This is a genomic window from Burkholderia sp. AU28863, assembly GCF_002223195.1.
GTDB lineage: Bacteria > Pseudomonadota > Gammaproteobacteria > Burkholderiales > Burkholderiaceae > Burkholderia > Burkholderia sola.
This window is the reverse complement of sequence record NZ_NKFE01000004.1, coordinates 430,870-452,015: the sequence shown is the minus strand read 5'-3', so window position 1 is coordinate 452,015 and position 21,146 is coordinate 430,870. Positions and strand designations below refer to the sequence as shown.

Below are 21,146 nucleotides of genomic sequence, written 5' to 3'. Positions count from 1 at the left end.
GTCGTGCACGCCGGAACGGGGCATTCCGGCGTCGACCGCGCCGCGCTGACGGCGGCTGACGTCGGAGCAACACGGCCCGACGCATGGCGCGCCAAACCGGTCGGGGTATCGATTACGTCGCGGATCGCGTGGATTCCGGTCGAATGGGCAGCGATTCGCGTCAACCATTGTCAAATCGCCGCCACTGACGGGGCGGCGCGTGCACAATGCGCGAAAGCGCTCGCGTGCCGCCGGCGCGGGGCGTAGCCGGTGTGAATACGGAGAATGTCCCGGCCATCCGGGCATTCCGCCGAGCAGGATCGCGGTCGAGCATCGCTCGGCCGCGCGGCCGTAACGGGGCGCCGGTCCGATGGCCGCGGCGCAGTGCGACACATGCGATGCGGCCGACGGAAGGCTGCCGGCGCACGACGTATGTGCCCAGAACAGTACTGAAGAACGACATTCGACCATGGCCTTTCGCTCCACACTCCTGATCCTGCCTGCCGTCGCCGTGCTGTTTTCCGGCTGCGCGATGCTGTCGTCGTCGCAGGAAAGCAAGCTGACCTGCCATATCCCGCGTGCCGTTTATCCGGATAGCGCGAAACCGCTCACGCGTCCGGTCACCGTGCTCGTGCGCGCGCTGATGACGACGTCCGGCGAAGCGCAGAACGTGACCGTGACGACGAGCAGCCGCAACGCGGCGGCGGACCGCGCGGCCGTCGACGCGATGACGCACGCGACCTGCGTGCAGACCGGCGCGACCGCGAATCCTTTCTTGTTGACCCAACCGTTCGTGTTCGAGCCGCGGCGCGCCCAGTGACGGGCGTGCCGCGCGCGATGGCCGTATCGTTGCACGCGGGCACCGAAAGTCGATCCGTGCGGCGGCTGTGCCGCGCGCTCGACGTGCGCTGCCGCGGAGCCGGCACCCGAATCGCGACGGCGCCCCGCGGGAATCGCATCGGAACGGTCAGAACGGCCGCTTCTTGAGCGTGTAGGCGACCAGCGAATACGACGCGTTCGTTTGGGCATTGAAATATCCGCCCTGAGTCGGTTTCTCCCTGCTCGAGCTCCGGGTCTTTCCCGCGTCGCTGCTGACGAACGTGAGATCGAGCGGTGTGCCGTTGCGGCTGGCGCCGGTTGCGTAGACGAGCAGCAATCTGTCCCCGGCCGACGCTCAGGCTATCGAGCGTCAGCGTGTCGTCAAACGAATGCAACTGCCGCACCTGTTCGGGTGCGCCGTTCGTTCAGGTCGAAATGGCGCCGACGCGTTTTCCCTTGTCGGCGGGATTATCGAAATTGCGCGGTTCGCCGAGACGCGACAGCGCGTACAGCGCATAGTGATCCGACGCGGTCGGTGACGAGGACAGGTTGACGATCCCCTGTTCAGGCAACACGGTGTCCAGGACGAACCCGGATTGTTCCCGGCCGAGCCGATAGACAACGCTTCCGGCGGGAGCGTGCTCGGATTTCTCGACGTGGTATGCCACGCGCAAGGTACCGTCCGGGCCGAGGTCGATGCCGTCAAAGGTGCGACGGGGTTTGCCGGCGTCCGCGGCACCCGGTCAGAACGATGAACACGACTGCCGCGCCGAGCGACAGCGTCGGGAATTTTCCCGTCATTTCATTTCGGCCTCAGTTCAACAGGCCCGAGCCTGGCCAGAGCGTCGTCGAGACAGGCCAGAGGATGGGTCTTGAACGCGTCAGTCTTGAAGGTGCCGTCGTCCAGTTCGAGCGAGTACGACGGCACGTTCATCGTGCAGCTATCGCTATTCGGCTTCTTGCCCCTGGTCGACATGGCGTCGCCGCGCATGTTCTGCTGCCGGGCCGGCTGCGCCCGGCCGTTCACCCCGCCGCGTCTTCCGCCTTCCAGTCCCCCGACTTCCCGCCGCGCTTCTCCCGCACGCTCACGTCCGTGATCACCATCCCGCGATCGACCGCCTTGCACATGTCGTAGACGGTCAGCAGCCCGACCTGGACGGCCGTCAGCGCTTCCATCTCGACGCCGGTCCGGCCGAACGTCTCGACCTGCACGACGCAATGCACGCCCGGCAGCGCGTCGTCGAGTTCGAAGTCGACGGCCACGCGCGTCAGCGCGAGCGGGTGGCACAGCGGAATGAGGTCGGCCGTGCGCTTCGCGCCCTGGATCGCCGCGATGCGCGCGACGCCGAGCACGTCGCCTTTCTTGGCCTTGCCGTCGCGGATCAGCGCGAACGTGGCCGGCAGCATCCGGATCGTGCCGCGCGCGATCGCGATGCGACGGGTTTCCTGCTTGTCGCCGACGTCGACCATGTGTGCATGGCCGGCGGCATCGAAATGGGTGAGTCCTGACATGTCTTCCTCTCGTGGAGCGGCGTGCGCGCGCACGTCCGTCGATCCGGCTTCGCGATCGGCCGCGCGTCGAATCCCGTACCGGCGCGACGAACCGATCCAACCGCGCAGCGGGCGCCTATCATAGCAGCGGCGTCCGCGTTGCCGCAGGCGCAGATGACGCACGCGCGGCACGGGACAGTCGTCGCGGCGCCGGTACAATGACCCGAATATTCAGACCACACGCCGCGATGCGCGCCGCGCGCGGGACGGCGTCGTTTTCATCCTGCCATGCGTGTCAAACAGTTGCTTGCCGTGTCGCTGTCGGCCGCGCTCGCGCTGCCGCCGGGCGGCCATGCGCAAAGCGCATCCGCGCCGCCGCTCGAGCCGGCGGTTGGCGGCGCGACGTCGATATCCACCGTGCCGTCCGGCATCGCGACCGGCGTGTTCGGGACGTACGGCGGCGCGGAGAGCCGGTTCTCGGGCGCGGACGGTGCGTCGGCGCCGGTCGCGAGCCTGCGCGCGCCGCTGCGTGCGCTGGAGCTGCCCGATCTCGGCGACGGCTCCGGCGGCGCGCTGACGCCGCAGGCCGAGCGCCGGCTCGGCGAGCGCGTGATGCGCGAAGTGCGGCGCGATCCCGACTATCTCGACGACTGGCTCGTGCGCGACTACCTGAACGCGATGGCGGCGCGGCTCGCGGCCGCGGCGGCGGCGCGCTACATCGGCGGCTACACGCCCGACTTCGACCTGTTCCCGGTGCGCGATCCGCAGATCAACGCGTTCTCGATGCCGGGCGGCTTCATCGGGATCAACAGCGGGCTGGTGGTGACGACGCAGACGGAGTCGGAGCTCGCATCGGTGGTCGGCCACGAGATGGGACATGTGCTGCAGCGCCACATCGCACGGATGATCGGTGCGAGCGAGAAGACAGGCTACACGGCGCTCGCGACGATGCTGCTCGGCGTGCTGGCTGGCGTGCTCGCGCGCAGCGGCGATCTCGGCAGCGCGATCGCGATGGGCGGGCAGGCGTACGCGGTCGACAACCAGCTGCGCTTCTCGCGTTCGGCCGAGCGCGAGGCCGATCGCGTCGGCTTCCAGCTGCTCGCGGGGGCCGGCTACGACCCGTATGGCATGCCGGGCTTCTTCGAACGGCTCGACCGCGCGTCGATGGGCGATGCGGGTGTGCCGGCCTACGCGCGCACGCACCCGCTGACCGGCGAGCGGATTGCCGACATGGAGGATCGGGCGCGCCGCGCGCCGTACCGACAGCCGCGCCAGTCGGCCGAATACGGGTTCGTGCGTGCGCGACTGCGCATCCTGCAGAACCGGGCGCCGACCGACATCTCGGCCGAGGCGCGCCGGATGCAGCTCGAGATCGACGATCGCACCGCGCCGAACGTCGCGGCGAACTGGTACGGCATCGCGCTCGCGAACACGCTGCTCGGCCAGTACGATGCGGCGGACAAGGCGCTCGCATCGGCGCGCGGCGCGTTCGACGAGCGCGAGCGGCGCGACGACGATCCGGCGACCAGTTCGCCGAGCCTCGACGTGCTGGCCGCCGACATCGCCCGCCGCGCGGGCCGGACCGACGATGCGGTACGGCTGTCGGCGCTTGCGCAGCGGCGCTGGCCGGCGTCGCACGCGGCGATCGTCGCGCACCTGCAGGCGCTGATCGCCGCGCGGCGCTTCGCCGACGCGCAGACGCTCGCGCGGGCGCAGGCGAAGGCCGACCCCGAACAGCCGGACTGGTGGGATTACCTCGCGAAGGCGAGCGACGGCAAGGGCGACGTGCTCGCGCGGCGCCGGGCGCTGGCGGAGAAACTGGCGCTCGACGGCGCGTGGCCGTCGGCGATCCGGCAACTGAAGGAAGCGCGCGACGCGAAGGACGTGTCGTTTTACGAGCAGTCGATCATCGGCGCGCGGCTGCTGGAATTCGAGGCGCGCTACAAGGAAGAGCGCGACGACGAGAAGAACGGCCGCGGGTAGCGACCGCCGCGCGGCGAGCGCGGCCGCCGCCGCCGCGGCTCACTGGCCGCTGTCGGCGGCGTCGCGCGCGTGGCGCGCCGGGCTGGCGACGTAGCCGAACCGCGCCGGTACGTCAGCGCACGCGATGCGGCCGAGCCGCAGCGTACGGCCGTCGCGCCAGCGCAGCACCGGCGGCTCGGCATCGAAATCCGCGTGATCGGCGAACAGCCCGAGGTCGTGATCGTGCAGCGCCGCGATGCGCGCGGGTGTGCCGGCATCGCGAAACAGCACGCCGCCGCCGTCGTCGAGCCACGCTGCATCCGGTTCGAACGGGGCACCCGTCTGGTCGGTGAGCGCAAGCTGTCCGTCATGCTCGGCGAGCCGCACGACCCACGGCGTATAGGCGAGTTCGACGTACACGCGCTGCGGCCCGTTCTGGAAGAACCACTGGCCCTGCGCGTCGCACGCGTAGTTGCGGCCGATGAACGCGTTCAGCGCCGCATGCCGGATCGGCGAACCGAGTTCGCCGGCCGCCTGCGCGGCGTCGTCGCGCAGCCGCCATGCGCCGCGCCGGTCGAGCAGCAGCCAGCCGGTGCAATGCGGCACGTTCGGCCATTTGGCGAGCGCTTGCCTGACGATGTCATCCATGGTCGACGAATTTCGAGCAATAGCCGAACACCCGCGCCGACAGCCAGTCGAGGCGGCCGGGGAACGGCCCGGTCATGAAGCCCGCATGGCCGCCATGCGCGGGCTGGTCGAGCTCGACGGCCGGCGACACGTCGGCCGGGCCCGGCAGCGCCGATTCGGGCAGGAACGGGTCGTTGCGGGCGTTGAGGATCAGCGTCGGCACGTCGATCGCGGGCAGCAGCGGCCGCGTGGTCGCCTTCGTCCAGTAGTCGTCCGCGTTCGCGAAACCGTGCAGCGGCGCGGTCACGACCTCGTCGAAGTCACGCATCGTCACGGCCTGCAGCATCGCTTCGCGGTCGAACAGCCCCGGATACTGGTCGAGCTTGGCGAGCGCCTTGCGCTTGAGTGTCTTCAGGAAGCTGCGCGTGTAGACCATCGCGAACCCCTGCGACAGCGCGCGGCCGCCGGCGTGCACGTCGATCGGCGTCGAGATCGCGGCGGCGGCGCGCACGATCGACGTGTCGCTGCGATGCTCGCCGAGCCAGCGCAGCAGCACGTTGCCGCCGAGCGACACGCCGGCCACGACCAGCGGCCCGCGGTGCTGCGCGGCGAGCCGGCGCAGGATCCAGTCGACCTCGGCGCTGTCGGCGAGATGGTAGAAGCGCGGCTGGCGGTTGATCTCGCCGCTGCAACTGCGGAAGTGCGGGACGACCGCGTGCCACCCGTTCGCGCGCGCGGTGGCCATCATCGCGAGCGCGTAATGCGAGCCGGAGCTGCCTTCGAGGCCGTGGAACAGCACGAACAGCGGCGCGTCGGGCGCTGGCGCCGCGCTGTCGAGGTGCGCGACCCAGTCGAGGTCGATGAAGTCGTGGTCGGGGGTTTCCCATCGCTCTCGCCGATAAGCGACAACCGGACGCCGCGCGAACAGCGCGGGCACGATGGTTTGCACATGGCTGTTCGGCAGCCAGCGCGGTGCGCGATAGCGCAATGAATCGTCGTCGGGGGCCGGGGGCCCGGTCAGCGGCGAGGTGGGCGGAGAAGCCGTACTCATGATCGCCCCGCTAATGCGTTGCTTCGTTTTTCGTCAGTGCAGCGGACCCTGCCCGTGACGGATCTTCGCGGCGAATTGTCCGGCCGCTTGTTCAGGAATCGGGCTCGCGTGGATGTGCGCGATGCGCCATTCGCCACGTTCGTGGATCATCACGTACGTCGCGAAAACCATGTCGGGTTCGGCCGTCAGGTCGGCCTGCTGATGCGCTTCGGCGATCGTATAGACGACCGTGCCGAGGCTGTCGTACACGCGGATGTCGAGCGGCTCGATCGTGACCGGGCGCGTCGCGAGCCGGTTGGCGAGCCCGCCGCGGATCTGGTCGAGGCCGTGCAGATGCTCGCCGTCCGCCCAGACGCAGCTGGCGAAATCCTCGTCGATCCACAGCGCCAGCAGCGCGTCGAGATTGGCATCCGCGACGGCCTGGTAGTAGGCGTTCAGCGTATCGGCAGCAGCTTCGAACAGGCGGGCAAAACGTGGCATCGGGGTTGTCTCTCGCGCGCATCGCGCGCCGTATTCAGCACGGCGGCCCGGATCGAGCCGCCGTACACCGGTGAATCGGATTGCCCGGCGCGCCGTGCGACGCTGCCGGTCAGGGTCAGCGCTGCCCGACGAGCATGCCGCGCAAATCGCCGAATACCTGCTCGGGACCGAGTTCGCGCAGGCACTTCAGGTGGCCGAGCGGGCACTCGCGTTCGAAGCAGGGACTGCATTCGAGATGTAACCATTGTACCTTCGCCAGATCCGACAGCGGAGGGGTGTGGCGCGGATCGGTCGATCCGTACAACGCGACGAGCGGCCGGCGCAACGCGGCGGCGACGTGCATCAGCCCCGAATCGTTGGTGACGACCGCGTTCGCGCGCGCGATCAGCGCGCACGCCTCGGACAACGACGTCTGCCCGCACAGGTTGCGCACGTTCGGCGCGTGGTCGGCGATCGCCTGCGCGGCCGCCGCATCCTTCTGCGAGCCGAGCGCGACGATCTGCGTATACGGGAACGACTGGTGGACGATGGTCGCGAGCGACGCGAAGTGCTCGGGCGGCCAGCGCTTGGCCGGGCCGTATTCGGCGCCGGGGCAGAACACGACGAGCGGCTTGCGCGTATCGAGATTGAAACGTGCGGACACGCGCGCCGTCTCGTTCAGGTCGGCATCCAGGCGCGGCGCGGGCAGCGTCTTCATCGACTCGGGCAGCTTCGCGCCCGGCGCGTACGCGAGCGCCGCGTAGTGGGTCGTCATCGGCGGCCGCTCGCCCGACTTGGTCGGGTTCGCGTGCCGCACGTTCAACAGCCCGTAGCGGTGCTCGCCCGTATAGCCGATCCGCAGCGGGATGTTCGCGAGCCACGGGATCACCGCGGATTTCAGCGAATTCGGCAGCACGTACGCCGCGTCGTAGCCGACGTCGCGCAGGTCGCTCGCGAGCTGCCAGCGGCGCAGCAGCTGCAGCTTGCCGTGCGCGAGATCGGTCGCGTAGACATCGTGGATCTCGGGCATCCGCTCGAGCACGGGCGCGACCCAGGAGGGTGCGACGGCATCGATCGCGATGCGGGGATGGAGCTTTTTCAGCAGCGCAAAAAGCGGCTGCGCCATCAATGCGTCACCGATCCAGTTCGGTGCGATAACCAGCGCTCGACGCATCAGGTCGACTTCCGATGTCGTAATGAAGCACGGCGCACGGGCGCCGCGTTCGGGTTGCCATAATGGGGAAGGGCGGCGCGCCGGATTTCCGGCTGCGCCGCCTTGCGGGTCGGCGGGCCCACGGGCCCGGCCACCGGGGCTCAGTGGCCCTTGACGACCTCGCCGTCGCGCAGCTTGTAGCGCGTGCCGCAGTACGGGCAGCGCGCCTCGCCGTGCGATACGTCGATGAAGACGCGCGGGTGCGCATTCCAGCGCGTCATGGCCGGGTTCGGGCAGTAGGCGGGAAGATCCTTGGCCGTCAGCTCGACCAGCGGCATTTCCTTGATTTCGCTCATGAGACTTTCTCTTATCACTCTTGTGTGGGGCGGTCGGTGGCGCGGCGCGCTCAGACCTTCGTCAGCCAGTGCGCGTACTTCGCGTTCTTGCCCGACACGATATCGAAAAACGCCGACTGGAGCTTTTCCGTGACGGGGCCGCGCGCGCCGCTGCCGATCGTGCGGTTGTCGAGTTCGCGGATCGGCGTGACCTCGGCGGCCGTGCCGGTGAAGAACGCTTCGTCGGCCGTGTAGACCTCGTCGCGCGTGATGCGCTTCTCGATGACGTCGATGCCGGCGTCCTTCGCGAGCGTGATGACCGTGTCGCGCGTGATGCCGTCGAGGCACGACGACAGGTCGGGCGTGTACAGCTTGCCGTTGTTCACGAGGAAGAAATTCTCGCCGGAGCCTTCGGACACGTAGCCGTCGACGTCGAGCAGCAGCGCTTCGTCGTAGCCGTCGGCCGTCGCTTCCTGGTTCGCGAGGATCGAGTTCACGTACCAGCCCGACGCCTTCGCCCGCACCATCGACACGTTCACGTGGTGGCGCGTGAACGACGACGTCTTCACGCGGATGCCCTTCGCGAGGCCGTCCTCGCCGAGGTACGCGCCCCACGGCCACGCGGCGATCGCGACATGGATGGTATTGCCCTTCGCGGCCACGCCGAGCTTTTCCGAGCCGACCCAGATGATCGGGCGCAGGTAGCACGACTCGAGGTGGTTCTCGCGCACGACCGCGAGTTGCGCGGCTTCGAGCGTTTCGCGGTCGAACGGCACGTCCATCTGGAAGATCTTCGCCGAATTCAGCAGACGTTTGGTGTGCTCGCGCAGGCGGAAGATCGCGGTGCCGCCGTCGGCCGTCTTGTACGCGCGCACGCCCTCGAAGACGCCCATGCCGTAGTGCAGCGTGTGGGTCAGGACGTGGATCTTGGCGTCGCGCCAGTCGATCAGCTTGCCGTCCATCCAGATCTTGCCGTCGCGGTCGGCCATTGACATAGGATTCTCCTGGAAGCGGTGATGTGCTGCGGGTGGTGTGCAGCGTTGAACCGGAAAGACGCTTATTTTAGCGTCATTTGGGGACGATCCGGTCGGGTGGCACGGGGCCGGCGCTATAATCGTCCGGTACCGATTCCAATAACGATGGGTCGCACCGGCAGGAGGCGCCGGCGGCCCGACGAACCGCCCGCCGCGGCCCGCTTTCCGATGCTCGCTCGATTGTCCGCCACCGACCGCTTCGCGCTGATCCAGGGCGCGCGCGACTATTCCCCGACACTGATGGCGATCCTGTCCTGGGGGCTCGTCACCGGCATCGCGATGAGCAAATCCGTGATGACGCTCGGGCAGGCGAGCGCGATGTCGCTGTTCGTCTACGCGGGCTCGTCGCAGCTCGCGGTGCTGCCGCTCCTCGCGGCGAAGCTGCCGATCTGGACCGTGCTGCTCACGGCCGCGATGGTCAACCTGCGCTTCGTGATCTTCAGCGCCGGGCTCGCGCCCCATTTTTCCTACCTGCCGCTGTGGCGGCGCCTCGCGATCGGCTATTTCAACGGCGACGTGATCTATCTGCTGTTCCAGAAACAGGGCTTCGCGTACGGCCGCGTGCCGGGCAAGGAAGCCTATTTCTGGGGGATGGCGCTCGCGAGCTGGGCGTCGTGGCAGGTGTCGTCGCTCGCCGGCATCCTGCTCGCGAGCGTCTTTCCCGCGAGCTGGGGGCTGGAGCTGGCCGGCACGCTCGCGCTGATCCCGATCATGGTGTCGGCGGTCGCGAACCGCTCGACGCTCGCGGCCGTCGCGGTCGCGGCCATCGTGTCGCTGATCGCGTTCGACCTGCCGTACCGGCTCGCGCTGCCGATCGCGGTGCTGGCCGCGCTCGCGGCCGGCTGCGCGGCCGATTTCTTCGTCGAGCGCGCCGACTGGCGGCGCATCCGGACCGAAACCGTGCACGAAAAGGACATCGAATGAGCGCGACCGAGATCTGGATCGTCATCGTCGGGATGACGATCGTCACGGCCGTCACGCGCGCGCTGTTCCTGATCGGCGGCGAGCGCACCGTGCTGCCCGAACGCGTGCAGCGCGCGCTGCGCTACGCGCCGGCCGCCGCGCTGGTCGCCGTCGTGCTGCCCGACGTGCTCGAAACGCCGGCCGGGCTGTCGTTCGGGCTGTCCAATCATCCGTTCTACGCGGCGCTCGCCGGCCTCGGCTGGTTTTTGTGGCGACGCAGCATGCTCGGCACGATCGTCGTCGGCATGCTCGTGTTCACCGCGCTGCGCCTGATCTTCTGATGCGCCGCCGTTCCGGCTTGCCGGGCGCTGCCCGCCTGCGTCTGCGGATTGCTGCAATGCGGCAAGGCTTCGGTTGCGGCGCGCGATCCCAAATAGGCGGAATTCGCCGCCGCACGGGTCAGTCTGCCGGATGGATCGGCTAGAATGCCCGTTCGAGATTTTTTACCCGTGCGCGTCTTGCGAACCGCCAGCCACGGCCGCATCCGGCGCCCTTTCGCGGCAGCCCGCGCACGTCCAGCGTGAACCCCCTTTCCCCATCCACTACTTCAATCTGTTCAACATGAGCCAAGTCAAGCGTCTTACCGACCTGATCGCCGCCGGCCAGCTCGCCGGCAAGCGGGTGTTCATCCGCGCCGACCTGAACGTCCCGCAGGACGACCAGGGCAACATCACCGAGGACACGCGCGTGCGTGCGTCCGTGCCGGCCATCCAGGCCGCGCTCGACGCCGGCGCGGCCGTGATGGTCACGTCGCACCTCGGCCGTCCGACCGAAGGCGAATTCAAGCCGGAAGACTCGCTCGCGCCGGTCGCGAAGCGTCTCGCCGAACTGCTCGGCCGCGACGTGCCGCTCGTGTCGAACTGGGTCGAGAACGGCGTGAACGTCGCGCCGGGCCAGGTCGTGCTGCTCGAGAACTGCCGCGTGAACAAGGGCGAGAAGAAGAATTCGGACGAGCTCGCGCAGAAGATGGCGAAGCTCTGCGACGTGTACGTGAACGACGCGTTCGGCACCGCGCACCGCGCGGAAGCGACCACCCACGGGATCGCCAAGTACGCGCCGGTCGCGTGCGCGGGCCCGCTGCTGGCCGCCGAGCTCGACGCGCTCGGCAAGGCGCTCGGCAACCCGGCGCGCCCGCTGGTGGCGATCGTCGCCGGCTCGAAGGTGTCGACCAAGCTGACCATCCTGAAGTCGCTGGCCGGCAAGGTCGACCAGCTGATCGTCGGCGGCGGCATCGCGAACACGTTCATGCTCGCGGCCGGCCTGTCGATCGGCAAGTCGCTCGCGGAAGCCGATCTCGTCGCCGAGGCGAAGGCGATCATCGACGAAGCGCGCGAGCGCGGCGCATCGGTGCCGATCCCGACCGACGTCGTCACCGCCAAGGAATTCTCGCCGACGGCCGCGGCCACGGTGAAGCAGGTCGCCGACATCGAAGCGGACGACATGATCCTCGACATCGGCCCCGATACGGCCAGGGCGCTCGCCAGCCAGCTCGAGAAGGCCGGCACGATCGTGTGGAACGGCCCGGTCGGCGTGTTCGAGTTCGACCAGTTCGGCAACGGCACCAAGACGCTCGCCGAAGCGATCGCCAAATCGTCCGCGTTCTCGATCGCGGGCGGCGGCGACACGCTCGCGGCCATCGCGAAGTACGGCATCCACGACCAGGTCAGCTACATCTCGACGGGCGGCGGCGCCTTCCTCGAGTTCCTCGAAGGGAAGAAGCTGCCGGCGGTGGAAGTGCTCGAAACGCGGGCGGCCTGAGCGTGGCGGCGCGCGCAGGGGTGACGAAGGCCGCGCGCTCCGCGAAAGCGGAGCAGCCGGCCGGCGCGGGCAAGCGCACACGCGCGCCCGCGCGGGCGAACACCGCCCCGCGCGCACCGGCGGCCGCCGGCGACGCGGCCGTGCAGCACCACGAGATTCAGAACAAAGCGATGCCGGGCGCCAGCACCGGCACGCCCCCCGGAACGGCGGCCGCTGGGCCTGCCGGTTCCGGCTCTCGCAGCGTTTCACCCAGCGCATCCACCTTGATCCAGATGAGGAGTTTCATGCAGCGCGCCACCAAGATAGTCGCCACGATCGGCCCGGCATCCAGTTCGCCGGAGATTCTGCTGCAGATGATGCAGGCGGGCCTCGACGTCGTGCGGCTCAATTTTTCGCACGGCACGGCCGACGATCACCGCCAGCGCGCCGAAATGGTGCGCGAGGCCGCCCGCAAGGTCGGCCGCGAGATCGCGATCATGGCCGACCTCCAGGGTCCGAAGATCCGCGTCGGCAAGTTCGAGAACGGCAAGACGACGCTCGCGCCGGGGCAGCCGTTCATCCTCGATGCGGGCTGCGAACTCGGCAACGACGAGCGCGTCGGTCTCGACTACAAGGAACTGCCGCGCGATCTGAAGCCGGGCGACCTGCTGCTGCTGAACGACGGCCTGATCGTGCTGACCGTCGAGCGCGTGCTCGGCGACGAGATCCACACGATCGTCAAGGTGGGCGGCGAGCTGTCGAACAACAAGGGGATCAACCGCCAGGGCGGCGGCCTGTCGGCGCCGGCGCTGACCGCGAAGGACATGGAAGACATCCGCACCGCGATGTCGCTCGGCGCGGACCTCGTCGCGGTGTCGTTCCCGAAGAATGCGACCGACATGGAAATGGCGCGCCAGCTCGCGAACATCGCGGGCGCGCCATACGGCATCAAGCCGAAGATGATCGCGAAGATCGAGCGCGCGGAGGCGATTCCGGCGCTGCAGAGCATCCTCGACGCGTCCGACGGCATCATGGTCGCGCGCGGCGACCTCGCGGTCGAAGTGGGCAACGCGGCCGTGCCGGCGCTGCAGAAGCGGATGATCCGGATGGCGCGCGAGTCGAACAAGCTCGTGATCACCGCGACGCAGATGATGGAATCGATGATCTACGCGCCCGTGCCGACCCGCGCGGAAGTGTCGGACGTCGCGAACGCGGTGCTCGACGGCACCGACGCGGTGATGCTGTCGGCCGAGACGGCCGCCGGCAAGTACCCGGTCGTCACGATCGAGACGATGGCGGCCGTGTGCGTCGAGGCGGAAAAATCGGAAGAAGTCGAGTTGGACAAGGATTTCCTCGACCGCACGTTCACGCGGATCGACCAGTCGATCGCGATGGGCGCGCTGTTCACCGCGTACCACCTCGGCGCGAAGGCGATCATCGCGCTGACCGAATCGGGCGCGACCGCGCTGTGGATGTCGCGTCACTACACGCACGTGCCGATCTTCGCGCTGACGCCGCGCGTCGGCAGCGAGCGCACGATGGCGCTGTACCGCAACGTGACGCCGCTGCACGTCGACTTCAACAGCGACCGCGATTCGGCGCTGCAGGCGGCGCTGGAGATCGTCGTCAAGCAGGGCTACGTGCAGCACGGCGACATGGTCGTGCTGACCGTCGGCGAGCCGATGGGGCAGGCGGGCGGCACCAACACGCTGAAGATCGTGAGGGTCGGCGAGCACTATTGAGCGCCGGCTGAGCCGTATCGAACCGGCCCGCGGGCCGGCGGCCCGGATCGGCCGGAATCGATCCGGCACTGTTTTTTGCGCAAGCGCCGCGCGGGGTCCGAAGCCCCGCGCGGCTTTTTTTCTCCTTTTTGGCCGGATTGTGCCGTGCGAACGTAACAAATTGCGAGCGGGCGCCACCCAGCGGTCGGAATCGGAGGCGCTTCGCGATAAAATGCGGCTATTCGACGCTCAGCCGCGCCGCGCCGTCCCGGTTCAGAGGGGAGCGAGCGCCGCGCCGGCGTCAGGGCGCACCGGTTTTCATTCCAAGGAGTTCCACAATGCCTCTCGTATCAATGCGTCAATTGCTGGACCACGCGGCAGAGCACGGTTACGGCCTGCCGGCCTTCAACGTGAACAACCTGGAGCAGGTCCAGGCGATCATGGCGGCGGCGGATCAGGTCGGCGCGCCCGTGATCATGCAGGCATCGGCCGGCGCGCGTAAGTATGCGGGCGAGCCGTTCCTGCGCCACCTGATCGAAGCGGCGGTCGAATCGTATCCGCATATCCCGGTCGTGATGCACCAGGATCACGGCCAGTCGCCGGCGGTCTGCACGGCAGCGATTCGCAGCGGCTTCACGAGCGTGATGATGGACGGTTCGCTGGAAGCCGACGGCAAGACGGTCGCCTCCTACGAATACAACGTCGACGTGTCGCGCAAGGTCGTCGAGATGGCGCACTCGATCGGCGTGACGGTCGAAGCCGAACTCGGCGTGCTCGGCTCGCTCGAGACGATGAAGGGCGACAAGGAAGACGGCCACGGCGCGGAAGGCACGATGACCCGCGAGCAGCTGCTGACCGATCCGGAGCAGGCTGCCGACTTCGTGAAGCTCACGCAGTGCGACGCGCTCGCGATCGCGATCGGCACGTCGCACGGCGCGTACAAGTTCTCGAAGAAGCCGACGGGCGACATCCTGTCGATCCAGCGCATCAAGGAAATTCACGCACGCATTCCGAACACGCACCTGGTGATGCACGGTTCGTCGTCGGTGCCGCAGGAACTGCTGGCCGAGATCCGCGAATTCGGCGGCGACATGAAGGAAACCTACGGCGTGCCGGTCGAGGAAATCCAGGAAGGCATCAAGCACGGCGTGCGCAAGATCAACATCGACACCGACCTGCGTCTCGCGATCACCGGCGCGATCCGCCGCTACCTGTTCGAGAACCCGGGCAAGTTCGATCCGCGCGACTACCTGAAGCCCGCGCGCGAAGCCGCGAAGAAGGTGTGCGTCGACCGTTACCTCGCGTTCGGCTGCGAAGGCCAGGCCGGCAAGATCAAGCCGGTGTCGCTCGACAAGATCGCCGAACAGTACAAGTCCGGCGCGCTCGCGCAGGTCGTGCGCTGAGACTGTAGTACGATTGCCCCGCCCGGTTCTGCCGCCGGGCACGGGCTGGCCGCCCGGTTGGCCGGATCCGATCCGGCCCCGGCAGCCGTTCCGTCCGGCCGAACGAGGGCCGGCCGGCAGCCGCCCGGGCGTTGCGCCCGCCGGTTCGCCGACGTATTGCAAGACCGCCGTTCCCGCCTGCCGCGGGGAACGGCGTTTCCCTTTTTGTTTGGCTCCTTATCTGCGAAAAGACGATGTCTACCCTTTACGAATCCACGCTCCGCTCGCTGCCGCTTCTCGGTCGCGGCAAGGTTCGCGACAACTACGCGGTCGGCAACGACAAGCTCCTGATCGTCACGACCGATCGCCTGTCGGCTTTCGACGTGGTGATGGGCGAGCCGATTCCGAACAAGGGCCGCGTGCTGAACCAGATGGCGAACTTCTGGTTCGACAAGCTCGCGCACATCGTGCCGAACCACCTGACGGGCGACGCGCCGGAAGCGGTCGTCGCGGCCGACGAGGTCGAGCAGGTGAAGGGCCGCGGCGTGGTCGTCAAGCGCCTCGAGCCGATCATGATCGAAGCGGTCGTGCGCGGCTACCTGGCCGGCAGCGGCTGGAAGGAATACCAGGCGTCGGGCGCCGTGTGCGGCGTGCAACTGCCCGAAGGCCTGCAGAACGCACAGAAGCTGCCCGAGCCGATCTTCACGCCGGCCGCGAAGGCCGAGATGGGCGAGCACGACGAGAACATCACGTTCGAGGAAACCGAGCGCCGCATCGGCACCGAGCTGGCCGCGACGATCCGCGACATCTCGATCCGCCTGTACAAGGAAGCGGCCGACTACGCGGCGACGCGCGGGATCATCATCGCCGACACGAAGTTCGAATTCGGCCTCGACAACCACGGCAAGCTGTACCTGATGGACGAAGTGCTGACCGCCGATTCGTCGCGCTTCTGGCCGGCCGACCAGTACGAAGTGGGCACGAACCCGCCGTCGTTCGACAAGCAGTTCGTGCGCGACTGGCTCGAGGCGCAGCCGTGGGGCAAGACGGCGCCGGCGCCGGCGCTGCCGGCCGACGTCGTCGAGAAGACGGCCGCGAAGTACCAGGAAGCGCTCGAGCGCATCACGGGCCAGTCGCTTGCCTGATCGAGGAAGATAAGAAATGAGTGAAGTCCAGACCGCCCACACGCACGGCGCGCCGCTCATCGGCGTGCTGATGGGCTCGAGTTCCGACTGGGACGTGATGAAGCATGCGGTCGCCATCCTGCAGGAATTCGGCGTGCCGTACGAGGCGAAGGTCGTGTCCGCGCACCGGATGCCCGACGAGATGTTCGACTATGCGGAGAAGGCGCGCGAGCGCGGGCTGCGCGCGATCATCGCGGGCGCCGGCGGCGCCGCGCACCTTCCCGGCATGCTGGCCGCGAAGACCACGGTGCCCGTGCTGGGCGTGCCGGTCGCGAGCAAGTACCTGAAGGGCGTCGATTCGCTGCACTCGATCGTGCAGATGCCGAAGGGCGTGCCGGTCGCGACGTTCGCGATCGGCGAGGCCGGCGCCGCGAATGCCGCGCTGTTCGCGGTGTCGATCCTGTCCGGCAACTCGGTCGACTACGCGAACCGGCTCGCCGCGTTCCGCGTGCGCCAGAACGAGGCCGCGCACGCGATGGTGCTGCCGCCGCTGGAATGACGGCGTGGCGCGCGGCCGCACGAGGCGGCCGGCGCCGGATTTTCCTACTGCGGCGGGCATTTCCGCGTTCCGCCGCGACCGACCACTGACATGACCGCAACTCCTGATTCCGTTTCCCCGATCCTGCCCGGCGCGTGGCTGGGCATGGTCGGCGGCGGCCAGCTCGGCCGCATGTTCTGCTTTGCCGCCCAGTCGATGGGCTACCGCGTCGCCGTGCTCGATCCCGATCCGACGAGCCCCGCCGGCGCGGTCGCCGATCGCCACCTGCGCGCGGCGTACGACGACGAAGCCGCACTCGCCGAACTGGCGGACCTGTGCGACGCCGTATCGACGGAGTTCGAGAACGTGCCGGCCGCGAGTCTCGATTTCCTCGCGCGCACGACGTTCGTCGCACCGGCCGGCCGCTGCGTCGCGGTCGCGCAGGATCGCATCGCGGAGAAGCGGTTCATCGAGGCGTCGGGCGTGCCGGTCGCGCCGCACGTCGTGATCGAATCGGCGGCGGCGCTCGCCGCGCTCGACGATGCGGCGCTCACCGCGGTGCTGCCGGGCATCCTGAAGACGGCCCGCCTTGGGTACGACGGCAAGGGGCAGGTGCGTGTCGCCACCGCGCAGGAAGCGCGCGACGCGCATGCCGCGCTCGGCGGCGTGCCGTGCGTGCTGGAGAAGCGCCTGCCGCTGAAATACGAAGTGTCCGCGCTGATCGCGCGCGGCGCCGATGGCCGCTCGGCCGCGTTCCCGCTCGCGCAGAACGTGCATCACAACGGCATCCTCGCGCTGACGGTCGTGCCGGCGCCGGCCGCCGATGCCGCGCGCGTCGAGGAGGCGCAGCAGGCGGCCGTGCGGATCGCCGATACGCTCGGCTACGTCGGCGTGCTGTGCGTCGAATTCTTCGTGCTGGAGGACGGCTCGTTCGTCGCGAACGAAATGGCGCCGCGCCCGCACAACTCCGGCCACTACACGGTCGATGCGTGCGCAACGAGCCAGTTCGAGCAGCAGGTGCGCGCGATGACGCGCATGCCGCTCGGCAACCCGCGCCAGCATTCGCCGGCCGCGATGCTGAACATCCTCGGCGACGTGTGGTTTCCCGATGGTGCGGCGGCCGAGGCCGTCACGCCGCCGTGGGACACGGTCGCCGCGATGCCGGCCGCGCACCTGCACCTGTACGGCAAGGAAGAAGCGCGCGTCGGCCGCAAGATGGGCCACGTGAACTTCACGGCCGAGACGCGCGACGAAGCCGTCGCCGCCGCCACCGCGTGCGCGCAACTGCTGCGCGTGCCGCTCGACTGAGGCGCCGGCCGATGTCCATCGATCTCCCGAAGCACGTGACGCTCGCGCAGATCGACGCGGCCGCCGCGTTGCTCGACGCAGGCCAGCTCGTCGCGTTTCCGACCGAGACCGTCTACGGGCTCGGCGGCGACGCGGCGAACCCCGAAGCCGTCGCGCGTATCTATGCGGCGAAGGGGCGGCCCGCGAACCATCCGGTGATCGTGCATCTGCCGCCCGGCGGCGATCCGGGCTATTGGGCCGACGACCTACCGGCCGACGCGCACGCGCTGATCGATGCATTCTGGCCCGGCCCGCTCACGCTGATCCTGAAGCGCCACGCGCGCATTCCGGATGCCGTGAGCGGCGGGCAGGATTCGGTCGGGCTGCGCTGTCCGTCGCATCCGGTCGCGCAGGCGCTGCTGGCCGCGTTCAGCGCGCGACGCGGCGGCCACGGCGGCGTGGCCGCGCCGTCCGCGAACCGGTTCGGCCACGTGAGTCCGACGACCGCGCAGCACGTGCGCGACGAATTCGGCGATACCGTGCACGTGCTCGACGGCGGCGCATCCGAAGTCGGCATCGAGTCGACGATTCTCGACCTGTCTCGCGGTTTCCCGGCACTGCTGCGCCCGGGCCACGTGACGCCGCAACAGATCGCCGACGTGCTCGGCCGCGCGCCGAAACTGCCGGACGGCAGCGACGCGACGGCGCCGCGCGCGTCGGGCACGCTGAAAGCGCATTACGCGCCGCGCACGCCGCTCGCGCTGCTGCCGTTCGACGCGCTCGAGCCGCTGCTCGCGGCCGCGCAAACCGACGGCGAGCGCGTCGCGCTCGTTGCCCGCGCGTCGCGGGCAGGACACTGGGCGCAGGCCGACGGCGTGCATTTCGTCGCGGCGCCGGAAGATCCGCAGGCCTATGCACGCGACCTGTACGGGATGCTGCGGGCGCTCGATCGCGCGCAGGTCGCGCGCATCCTCGTCGAGAAGCTGCCCGAGACCGTCGAATGGATCGCGGTCAACGATCGCCTCGGCCGCGCGGCGGCCGCGTTCGACGCGCGCGACTGACGCAGTCTTCGCCTTCCGCTCGGGAATGAAAAAACGCCTGACCGGCGCGAACCGGTCAGGCGTTTTCGTTTGGGCGCGTGGCCGGCGGCTTACTTGCCGACGCCGGATTTCGCGATCTGCTGTTCGACGTACTGCGCGAACAGCGCATGCAGGCGCGTCGTCGGGTGGACCGTGTCGGCGAACATGTAGGTCTGGTCCGCATTCGCGACCGTGTAGGTCTGCGGCGAGCAGAACAGCGACGAGCCGAACGCGGTCGCGTTCGCGACGCCGTACTGGGTGGCGGCCTGGACCATCGCCTTCAGGTTGCAGGCCGTATCGGTGTTCTTCACGCTGAAGCCGTTCGCCTGGTAGTTGGCCGCGATGCCGTCCTGCCACGTGAACGAATCGACCACCGCAACCTTCGTCGGGTCGACCTTCAGCGCGGCCAGCGTGCCGGCCAGCGTCTGGTTGAAGAGGCCCGACAGTTGCGTGAACGCGGCCTGCGTGCCGCCCTGCAGCGCGAGCGGCGTGCCGCCGATGTCCGGCACGTTCGCGACGAACACGTGCGTGGCGCCCGCCGCGACGATCTGCTGGACGATCCCGCCGAGCTGCTGCGCGGCCAGGCCGATCGCCTGCGCCGCCGCGAGCTGCGCGGCCGGCGTATTGCCTTGCGCCTGCGCGACCTGGGCCTGGTAGAAGATGTCGTTCGCGCCGCCGTTGATCAGCACGATCTGGCCGGCGTTGAAGCTGCCGTGCTGCGTCAGGTACTGCTTGACCTGGTCGGCGATCGGCGTGGTGGTCGCCTGCGCGTAGTCGGGGTTCGGCACGCTGGCGTCCGCATGGCCGATGCCCGGCTGCAGCGTCACGCGCGAGCCGCCCTGCGCGTAGCCGAGGCCGCCGGTGGCCTGCAGCGGGATGCCGAAGCCGCCCTGGTTCGCGGGCTGCAGCGTGTCGCCGTAGTACTGCGCGACGTTCTGCGTCCACACCTGGCCCGGGTTGGTCGTGAAGCGGCCGCCGCCGAAGCCGAGCTTGATCTGCGAGTAGGTGCCGACGTCGGACAGGCTGTCGCCGAACGACACGATCTGCATCTTCACGCCCGACGGCGGCGTGGTCGACGCGCTGCTGCCGTTGTTGTCGTCACCGCCGCCGCATGCGGCGAGCAGCGCGAGCGCGGCGCCGGCGATCGCGACCTGGGCGGTGCGCAGCATGCGCTGACGCGTGCGGGAAAGTGCGTGTTGTTGTGTCTGCATCGTTCTATCTCCTCGTAGATATGGCCCTGATGTGTTTCTCATCTGCCGCGTGCCTGCTCGGTTTCGGGCTGCGCGGCGGCCGTTGGCTGAAACGGTTTATCGGTCGCGCGCAGCCGCCGGCGGCGCGGTGCGCGGATCCTGGTTCGCGGCCTCGGCAATCTGCGCATGATAAGCGCTCGCCCATTCGGGCGGGCCGAAAATCGCGCGCAGCTTGTTGCGCCATCCGCCGACGCGCCACGCGTCGGACGCCATCGCCACCCACTCGTGGAACGTCGCGACGAGCGGGTTGTTCGAGCCGAGCCGCTCGACGATCCCGTACTGCGGCGGATCGTCGGGCGTTTCGTCGACGTAACTGCCGAACAGGCGATCCCAGATCACCAGGACGCCTGCGTAATTGCGATCGATGTAGCGCGCGTTGCGCGCGTGGTGCGCGCGGTGGATCGACGGCGTGTTCAGCACGTATTCGAGCCAGCCGAGCTTGCCGATCGCCTGCGTGTGCACGAAGAACTGGAACGCGAGGTTGATCAGCACGATGCCGACGACCTGTTGCGGCGGAAAGCCGGCGAACGCGAGCGGCAGCCAGAACAGCCACATGCCCGCGACCGGGTACATCAGGCTCTGGCGGAACGCGGTCGAGAAATTCATCCGCTCGGACGAGTGGTGCACGACATGCGCGGCCCACAGCCAGCGCACGCGATGGCTCGCGCGATGGAACACGTAGTAGAGGAAGTCCTGCGCGACGAACAGCACGGCGAACGACAGCCAGCCGTCGTGCCACGTGTAAAGACGATAGTGCCGGTAGCAGTACGCATAGACGGGAATCACGAACAGCCATGCGAGCTTGTCGGCGCCCTGGTGCATCAGCGCGAGCGCCGCGTTGCACAGCGTATCGCGCCACGCATAGATGCGATCCTGCGCACGGGTGCGGGCGAGGTGCCAGGCCTCCCACGCGATGCAGAGCAGGAAGACGGGCGCCAGCGCGAGCAGAAGCAATTCGACGTCGAATCGCATGGGCGTGTCTCCTTCGTTCCCCTGCAAGCCATGAGGCCGGGCGTGTGGCCCGTTGTAGATATCGGTCAGGCCAACAGCCTACGCAATCGTCACGCGCTAGGCGAGGGGGGAGCGTAGAGGGTTCCCTCTGAGGACAGGGTTTCTACGGAATCCGTACTGCGCGGGGCCGGGCGGTGCGGCCCC

At 68.7% G+C, this 21,146-nt stretch carries 24 protein-coding genes; 11 read left to right on the top strand and 13 right to left on the bottom strand.

Going from position 1 to position 21,146, the window contains the following annotated elements; genetic code table 11:
* Positions 1-448 precede the first annotated feature (448 nt).
* Positions 449-799, top strand: a complete 351-nt coding sequence (locus CFB81_RS13635) for a TonB family protein (protein WP_069619643.1) — start codon at positions 449-451, stop codon at positions 797-799.
* A gap of 147 nt (positions 800-946) precedes the next feature.
* Here CFB81_RS13635 and CFB81_RS36550 read toward each other — a convergent pair whose 3' ends face one another.
* The 4 genes from CFB81_RS36550 to moaC all read right to left on the bottom strand — a co-directional run bounded on the left by CFB81_RS36550 (position 947) and on the right by moaC (position 2,310).
* Positions 947-1,135, bottom strand: coding sequence for a hypothetical protein (locus CFB81_RS36550; protein WP_256976147.1), 189 nt, complete (start codon positions 1,133-1,135; stop codon positions 947-949).
* An 88-nt stretch (positions 1,136-1,223) separates the two neighbouring features.
* Positions 1,224-1,466, bottom strand: coding sequence for a hypothetical protein (locus tag CFB81_RS36545; protein WP_256976145.1), 243 nt, complete (start codon positions 1,464-1,466; stop codon positions 1,224-1,226).
* 134 nt (positions 1,467-1,600) lie between these two features.
* Entirely contained in the window at positions 1,601-1,789 is a 189-nt protein-coding gene (locus tag CFB81_RS13625) for a hypothetical protein (protein ID WP_218829343.1), read from the bottom strand.
* Between the two features lie 32 nt (positions 1,790-1,821).
* Positions 1,822-2,310, bottom strand: a complete 489-nt coding sequence (moaC, locus tag CFB81_RS13620) for a cyclic pyranopterin monophosphate synthase MoaC (protein WP_050014564.1) — start codon at positions 2,308-2,310, stop codon at positions 1,822-1,824.
* 267 nt (positions 2,311-2,577) lie between these two features.
* Here moaC and CFB81_RS13615 point away from each other — a divergent pair, with 267 nt between their 5' ends.
* A complete protein-coding gene (locus CFB81_RS13615) occupies positions 2,578-4,272 on the top strand; it encodes a M48 family metalloprotease (RefSeq protein ID WP_089435579.1) in 1,695 nt (564 codons plus the stop codon).
* A gap of 39 nt (positions 4,273-4,311) precedes the next feature.
* Here the strand turns inward: CFB81_RS13615 and CFB81_RS13610 are convergent, their stop codons facing one another.
* The 6 genes from CFB81_RS13610 to CFB81_RS13585 form a co-directional block, all read right to left on the bottom strand.
* Positions 4,312-4,899 carry a DUF2946 family protein gene (locus CFB81_RS13610; protein WP_089435578.1) on the bottom strand — a complete coding sequence of 196 codons (588 nt, stop codon included), beginning with the start codon at positions 4,897-4,899 and terminating at the stop codon, positions 4,312-4,314.
* Positions 4,892-5,929 (bottom strand): hydrolase, encoded by a 1,038-nt coding sequence (locus CFB81_RS13605; protein ID WP_089435577.1) that lies wholly within the window; start codon positions 5,927-5,929, stop codon positions 4,892-4,894. The genes CFB81_RS13610 and CFB81_RS13605 overlap by 8 nt, the downstream gene beginning before the upstream one ends.
* 33 nt (positions 5,930-5,962) lie before the next feature.
* The gene (locus CFB81_RS13600) at positions 5,963-6,409 is read right to left on the bottom strand and encodes a nuclear transport factor 2 family protein (protein WP_006477934.1); all 447 of its coding nucleotides are present in this window, start codon (positions 6,407-6,409) and stop codon (positions 5,963-5,965) included.
* Positions 6,410-6,524: 115 nt separating this feature from the next.
* Positions 6,525-7,562, bottom strand: coding sequence for a lipopolysaccharide heptosyltransferase II (waaF, locus tag CFB81_RS13595; RefSeq protein WP_027785312.1), 1,038 nt, complete (start codon positions 7,560-7,562; stop codon positions 6,525-6,527).
* 140 nt (positions 7,563-7,702) lie between these two features.
* Complete coding sequence (locus CFB81_RS13590; RefSeq protein WP_006482499.1) at positions 7,703-7,897, bottom strand: zinc-finger domain-containing protein; 195 nt, start codon at positions 7,895-7,897, stop codon at positions 7,703-7,705.
* Between the two features lie 50 nt (positions 7,898-7,947).
* Positions 7,948-8,871, bottom strand: a complete 924-nt coding sequence (locus CFB81_RS13585; RefSeq protein ID WP_089435576.1) for a branched-chain amino acid transaminase — start codon at positions 8,869-8,871, stop codon at positions 7,948-7,950.
* Positions 8,872-9,078: 207 nt separating this feature from the next.
* Here CFB81_RS13585 and CFB81_RS13580 point away from each other — a divergent pair, with 207 nt between their 5' ends.
* The 3 genes from CFB81_RS13580 to CFB81_RS13570 all read left to right on the top strand — a co-directional run bounded on the left by CFB81_RS13580 (position 9,079) and on the right by CFB81_RS13570 (position 11,631).
* Positions 9,079-9,834 (top strand): AzlC family ABC transporter permease, encoded by a 756-nt coding sequence (locus CFB81_RS13580; RefSeq protein ID WP_089435575.1) that lies wholly within the window; start codon positions 9,079-9,081, stop codon positions 9,832-9,834.
* On the top strand, positions 9,831-10,154 hold the full coding sequence (locus CFB81_RS13575; protein WP_089435574.1) for an AzlD domain-containing protein: 324 nt from the start codon (positions 9,831-9,833) through the stop codon (positions 10,152-10,154). The genes CFB81_RS13580 and CFB81_RS13575 overlap by 4 nt, the downstream gene beginning before the upstream one ends.
* A gap of 280 nt (positions 10,155-10,434) precedes the next feature.
* Positions 10,435-11,631 (top strand): phosphoglycerate kinase, encoded by a 1,197-nt coding sequence (locus tag CFB81_RS13570; RefSeq protein ID WP_089435573.1) that lies wholly within the window; start codon positions 10,435-10,437, stop codon positions 11,629-11,631.
* 157 nt (positions 11,632-11,788) lie between these two features.
* Here the strand turns inward: CFB81_RS13570 and CFB81_RS36540 are convergent, their stop codons facing one another.
* Positions 11,789-11,917: a hypothetical protein gene (locus CFB81_RS36540; RefSeq protein WP_256975618.1), complete on the bottom strand. Its 129-nt coding sequence runs from the start codon at positions 11,915-11,917 to the stop codon at positions 11,789-11,791.
* Here CFB81_RS36540 and pyk point away from each other — a divergent pair.
* The 6 genes from pyk to CFB81_RS13540 all read left to right on the top strand — a co-directional run bounded on the left by pyk (position 11,916) and on the right by CFB81_RS13540 (position 18,723).
* Complete coding sequence (gene pyk, locus CFB81_RS13565; protein ID WP_089435572.1) at positions 11,916-13,352, top strand: pyruvate kinase; 1,437 nt, start codon at positions 11,916-11,918, stop codon at positions 13,350-13,352. The genes CFB81_RS36540 and pyk overlap by 2 nt on opposite strands.
* A gap of 317 nt (positions 13,353-13,669) precedes the next feature.
* Entirely contained in the window at positions 13,670-14,734 is a 1,065-nt protein-coding gene (gene fba / locus CFB81_RS13560) for a class II fructose-bisphosphate aldolase (protein WP_006481730.1), read from the top strand.
* Between the two features lie 233 nt (positions 14,735-14,967).
* Positions 14,968-15,858: a phosphoribosylaminoimidazolesuccinocarboxamide synthase gene (locus tag CFB81_RS13555; RefSeq protein WP_027785305.1), complete on the top strand. Its 891-nt coding sequence runs from the start codon at positions 14,968-14,970 to the stop codon at positions 15,856-15,858.
* Between the two features lie 16 nt (positions 15,859-15,874).
* Positions 15,875-16,396: a 5-(carboxyamino)imidazole ribonucleotide mutase gene (gene purE, locus CFB81_RS13550; RefSeq protein ID WP_089435571.1), complete on the top strand. Its 522-nt coding sequence runs from the start codon at positions 15,875-15,877 to the stop codon at positions 16,394-16,396.
* Between the two features lie 90 nt (positions 16,397-16,486).
* A complete protein-coding gene (locus CFB81_RS13545; protein ID WP_089435570.1) occupies positions 16,487-17,683 on the top strand; it encodes a 5-(carboxyamino)imidazole ribonucleotide synthase in 1,197 nt (398 codons plus the stop codon).
* 11 nt (positions 17,684-17,694) lie between these two features.
* A complete protein-coding gene (locus tag CFB81_RS13540; RefSeq protein ID WP_089435569.1) occupies positions 17,695-18,723 on the top strand; it encodes an L-threonylcarbamoyladenylate synthase in 1,029 nt (342 codons plus the stop codon).
* Positions 18,724-18,812: 89 nt separating this feature from the next.
* Here the strand turns inward: CFB81_RS13540 and CFB81_RS13535 are convergent, their stop codons facing one another.
* The gene (locus tag CFB81_RS13535; protein ID WP_089435568.1) at positions 18,813-19,952 is read right to left on the bottom strand and encodes an SGNH/GDSL hydrolase family protein; all 1,140 of its coding nucleotides are present in this window, start codon (positions 19,950-19,952) and stop codon (positions 18,813-18,815) included.
* 96 nt (positions 19,953-20,048) lie between these two features.
* Positions 20,049-20,963, bottom strand: a complete 915-nt coding sequence (locus CFB81_RS13530; protein ID WP_089435567.1) for a sterol desaturase family protein — start codon at positions 20,961-20,963, stop codon at positions 20,049-20,051.
* Between the last annotated feature and the right edge of the window lie 183 nt (positions 20,964-21,146).

Excerpts from the sequence above, each read along its gene's own strand:
- CFB81_RS13635 (WP_069619643.1), top strand. The coding sequence starts at position 449 with ATGGCCTTTCGCTCCACACTCCTGATCCTGCCTGCCGTCGCCGTGCTG.
- CFB81_RS13625 (WP_218829343.1), bottom strand. The coding sequence starts at position 1,789 with ATGCGCGGCGACGCCATGTCGACCAGGGGCAAGAAGCCGAATAGCGAT.
- moaC (WP_050014564.1), bottom strand. The coding sequence starts at position 2,310 with ATGTCAGGACTCACCCATTTCGATGCCGCCGGCCATGCACACATGGTC.
- CFB81_RS13615 (WP_089435579.1), top strand. The coding sequence starts at position 2,578 with ATGCGTGTCAAACAGTTGCTTGCCGTGTCGCTGTCGGCCGCGCTCGCG.
- CFB81_RS13610 (WP_089435578.1), bottom strand. The coding sequence starts at position 4,899 with ATGGATGACATCGTCAGGCAAGCGCTCGCCAAATGGCCGAACGTGCCG.
- CFB81_RS13605 (WP_089435577.1), bottom strand. The coding sequence starts at position 5,929 with ATGAGTACGGCTTCTCCGCCCACCTCGCCGCTGACCGGGCCCCCGGCC.
- CFB81_RS13600 (WP_006477934.1), bottom strand. The coding sequence starts at position 6,409 with ATGCCACGTTTTGCCCGCCTGTTCGAAGCTGCTGCCGATACGCTGAAC.
- waaF (WP_027785312.1), bottom strand. The coding sequence starts at position 7,562 with ATGCGTCGAGCGCTGGTTATCGCACCGAACTGGATCGGTGACGCATTG.
- CFB81_RS13590 (WP_006482499.1), bottom strand. The coding sequence starts at position 7,897 with ATGAGCGAAATCAAGGAAATGCCGCTGGTCGAGCTGACGGCCAAGGAT.
- CFB81_RS13585 (WP_089435576.1), bottom strand. The coding sequence starts at position 8,871 with ATGTCAATGGCCGACCGCGACGGCAAGATCTGGATGGACGGCAAGCTG.
- CFB81_RS13580 (WP_089435575.1), top strand. The coding sequence starts at position 9,079 with ATGCTCGCTCGATTGTCCGCCACCGACCGCTTCGCGCTGATCCAGGGC.
- CFB81_RS13575 (WP_089435574.1), top strand. The coding sequence starts at position 9,831 with ATGAGCGCGACCGAGATCTGGATCGTCATCGTCGGGATGACGATCGTC.
- CFB81_RS13570 (WP_089435573.1), top strand. The coding sequence starts at position 10,435 with ATGAGCCAAGTCAAGCGTCTTACCGACCTGATCGCCGCCGGCCAGCTC.
- pyk (WP_089435572.1), top strand. The coding sequence starts at position 11,916 with ATGCAGCGCGCCACCAAGATAGTCGCCACGATCGGCCCGGCATCCAGT.
- CFB81_RS36540 (WP_256975618.1), bottom strand. The coding sequence starts at position 11,917 with ATGAAACTCCTCATCTGGATCAAGGTGGATGCGCTGGGTGAAACGCTG.
- fba (WP_006481730.1), top strand. The coding sequence starts at position 13,670 with ATGCCTCTCGTATCAATGCGTCAATTGCTGGACCACGCGGCAGAGCAC.
- CFB81_RS13555 (WP_027785305.1), top strand. The coding sequence starts at position 14,968 with ATGTCTACCCTTTACGAATCCACGCTCCGCTCGCTGCCGCTTCTCGGT.
- purE (WP_089435571.1), top strand. The coding sequence starts at position 15,875 with ATGAGTGAAGTCCAGACCGCCCACACGCACGGCGCGCCGCTCATCGGC.
- CFB81_RS13545 (WP_089435570.1), top strand. The coding sequence starts at position 16,487 with ATGACCGCAACTCCTGATTCCGTTTCCCCGATCCTGCCCGGCGCGTGG.
- CFB81_RS13540 (WP_089435569.1), top strand. The coding sequence starts at position 17,695 with ATGTCCATCGATCTCCCGAAGCACGTGACGCTCGCGCAGATCGACGCG.
- CFB81_RS13535 (WP_089435568.1), bottom strand. The coding sequence starts at position 19,952 with ATGCAGACACAACAACACGCACTTTCCCGCACGCGTCAGCGCATGCTG.
- CFB81_RS13530 (WP_089435567.1), bottom strand. The coding sequence starts at position 20,963 with ATGCGATTCGACGTCGAATTGCTTCTGCTCGCGCTGGCGCCCGTCTTC.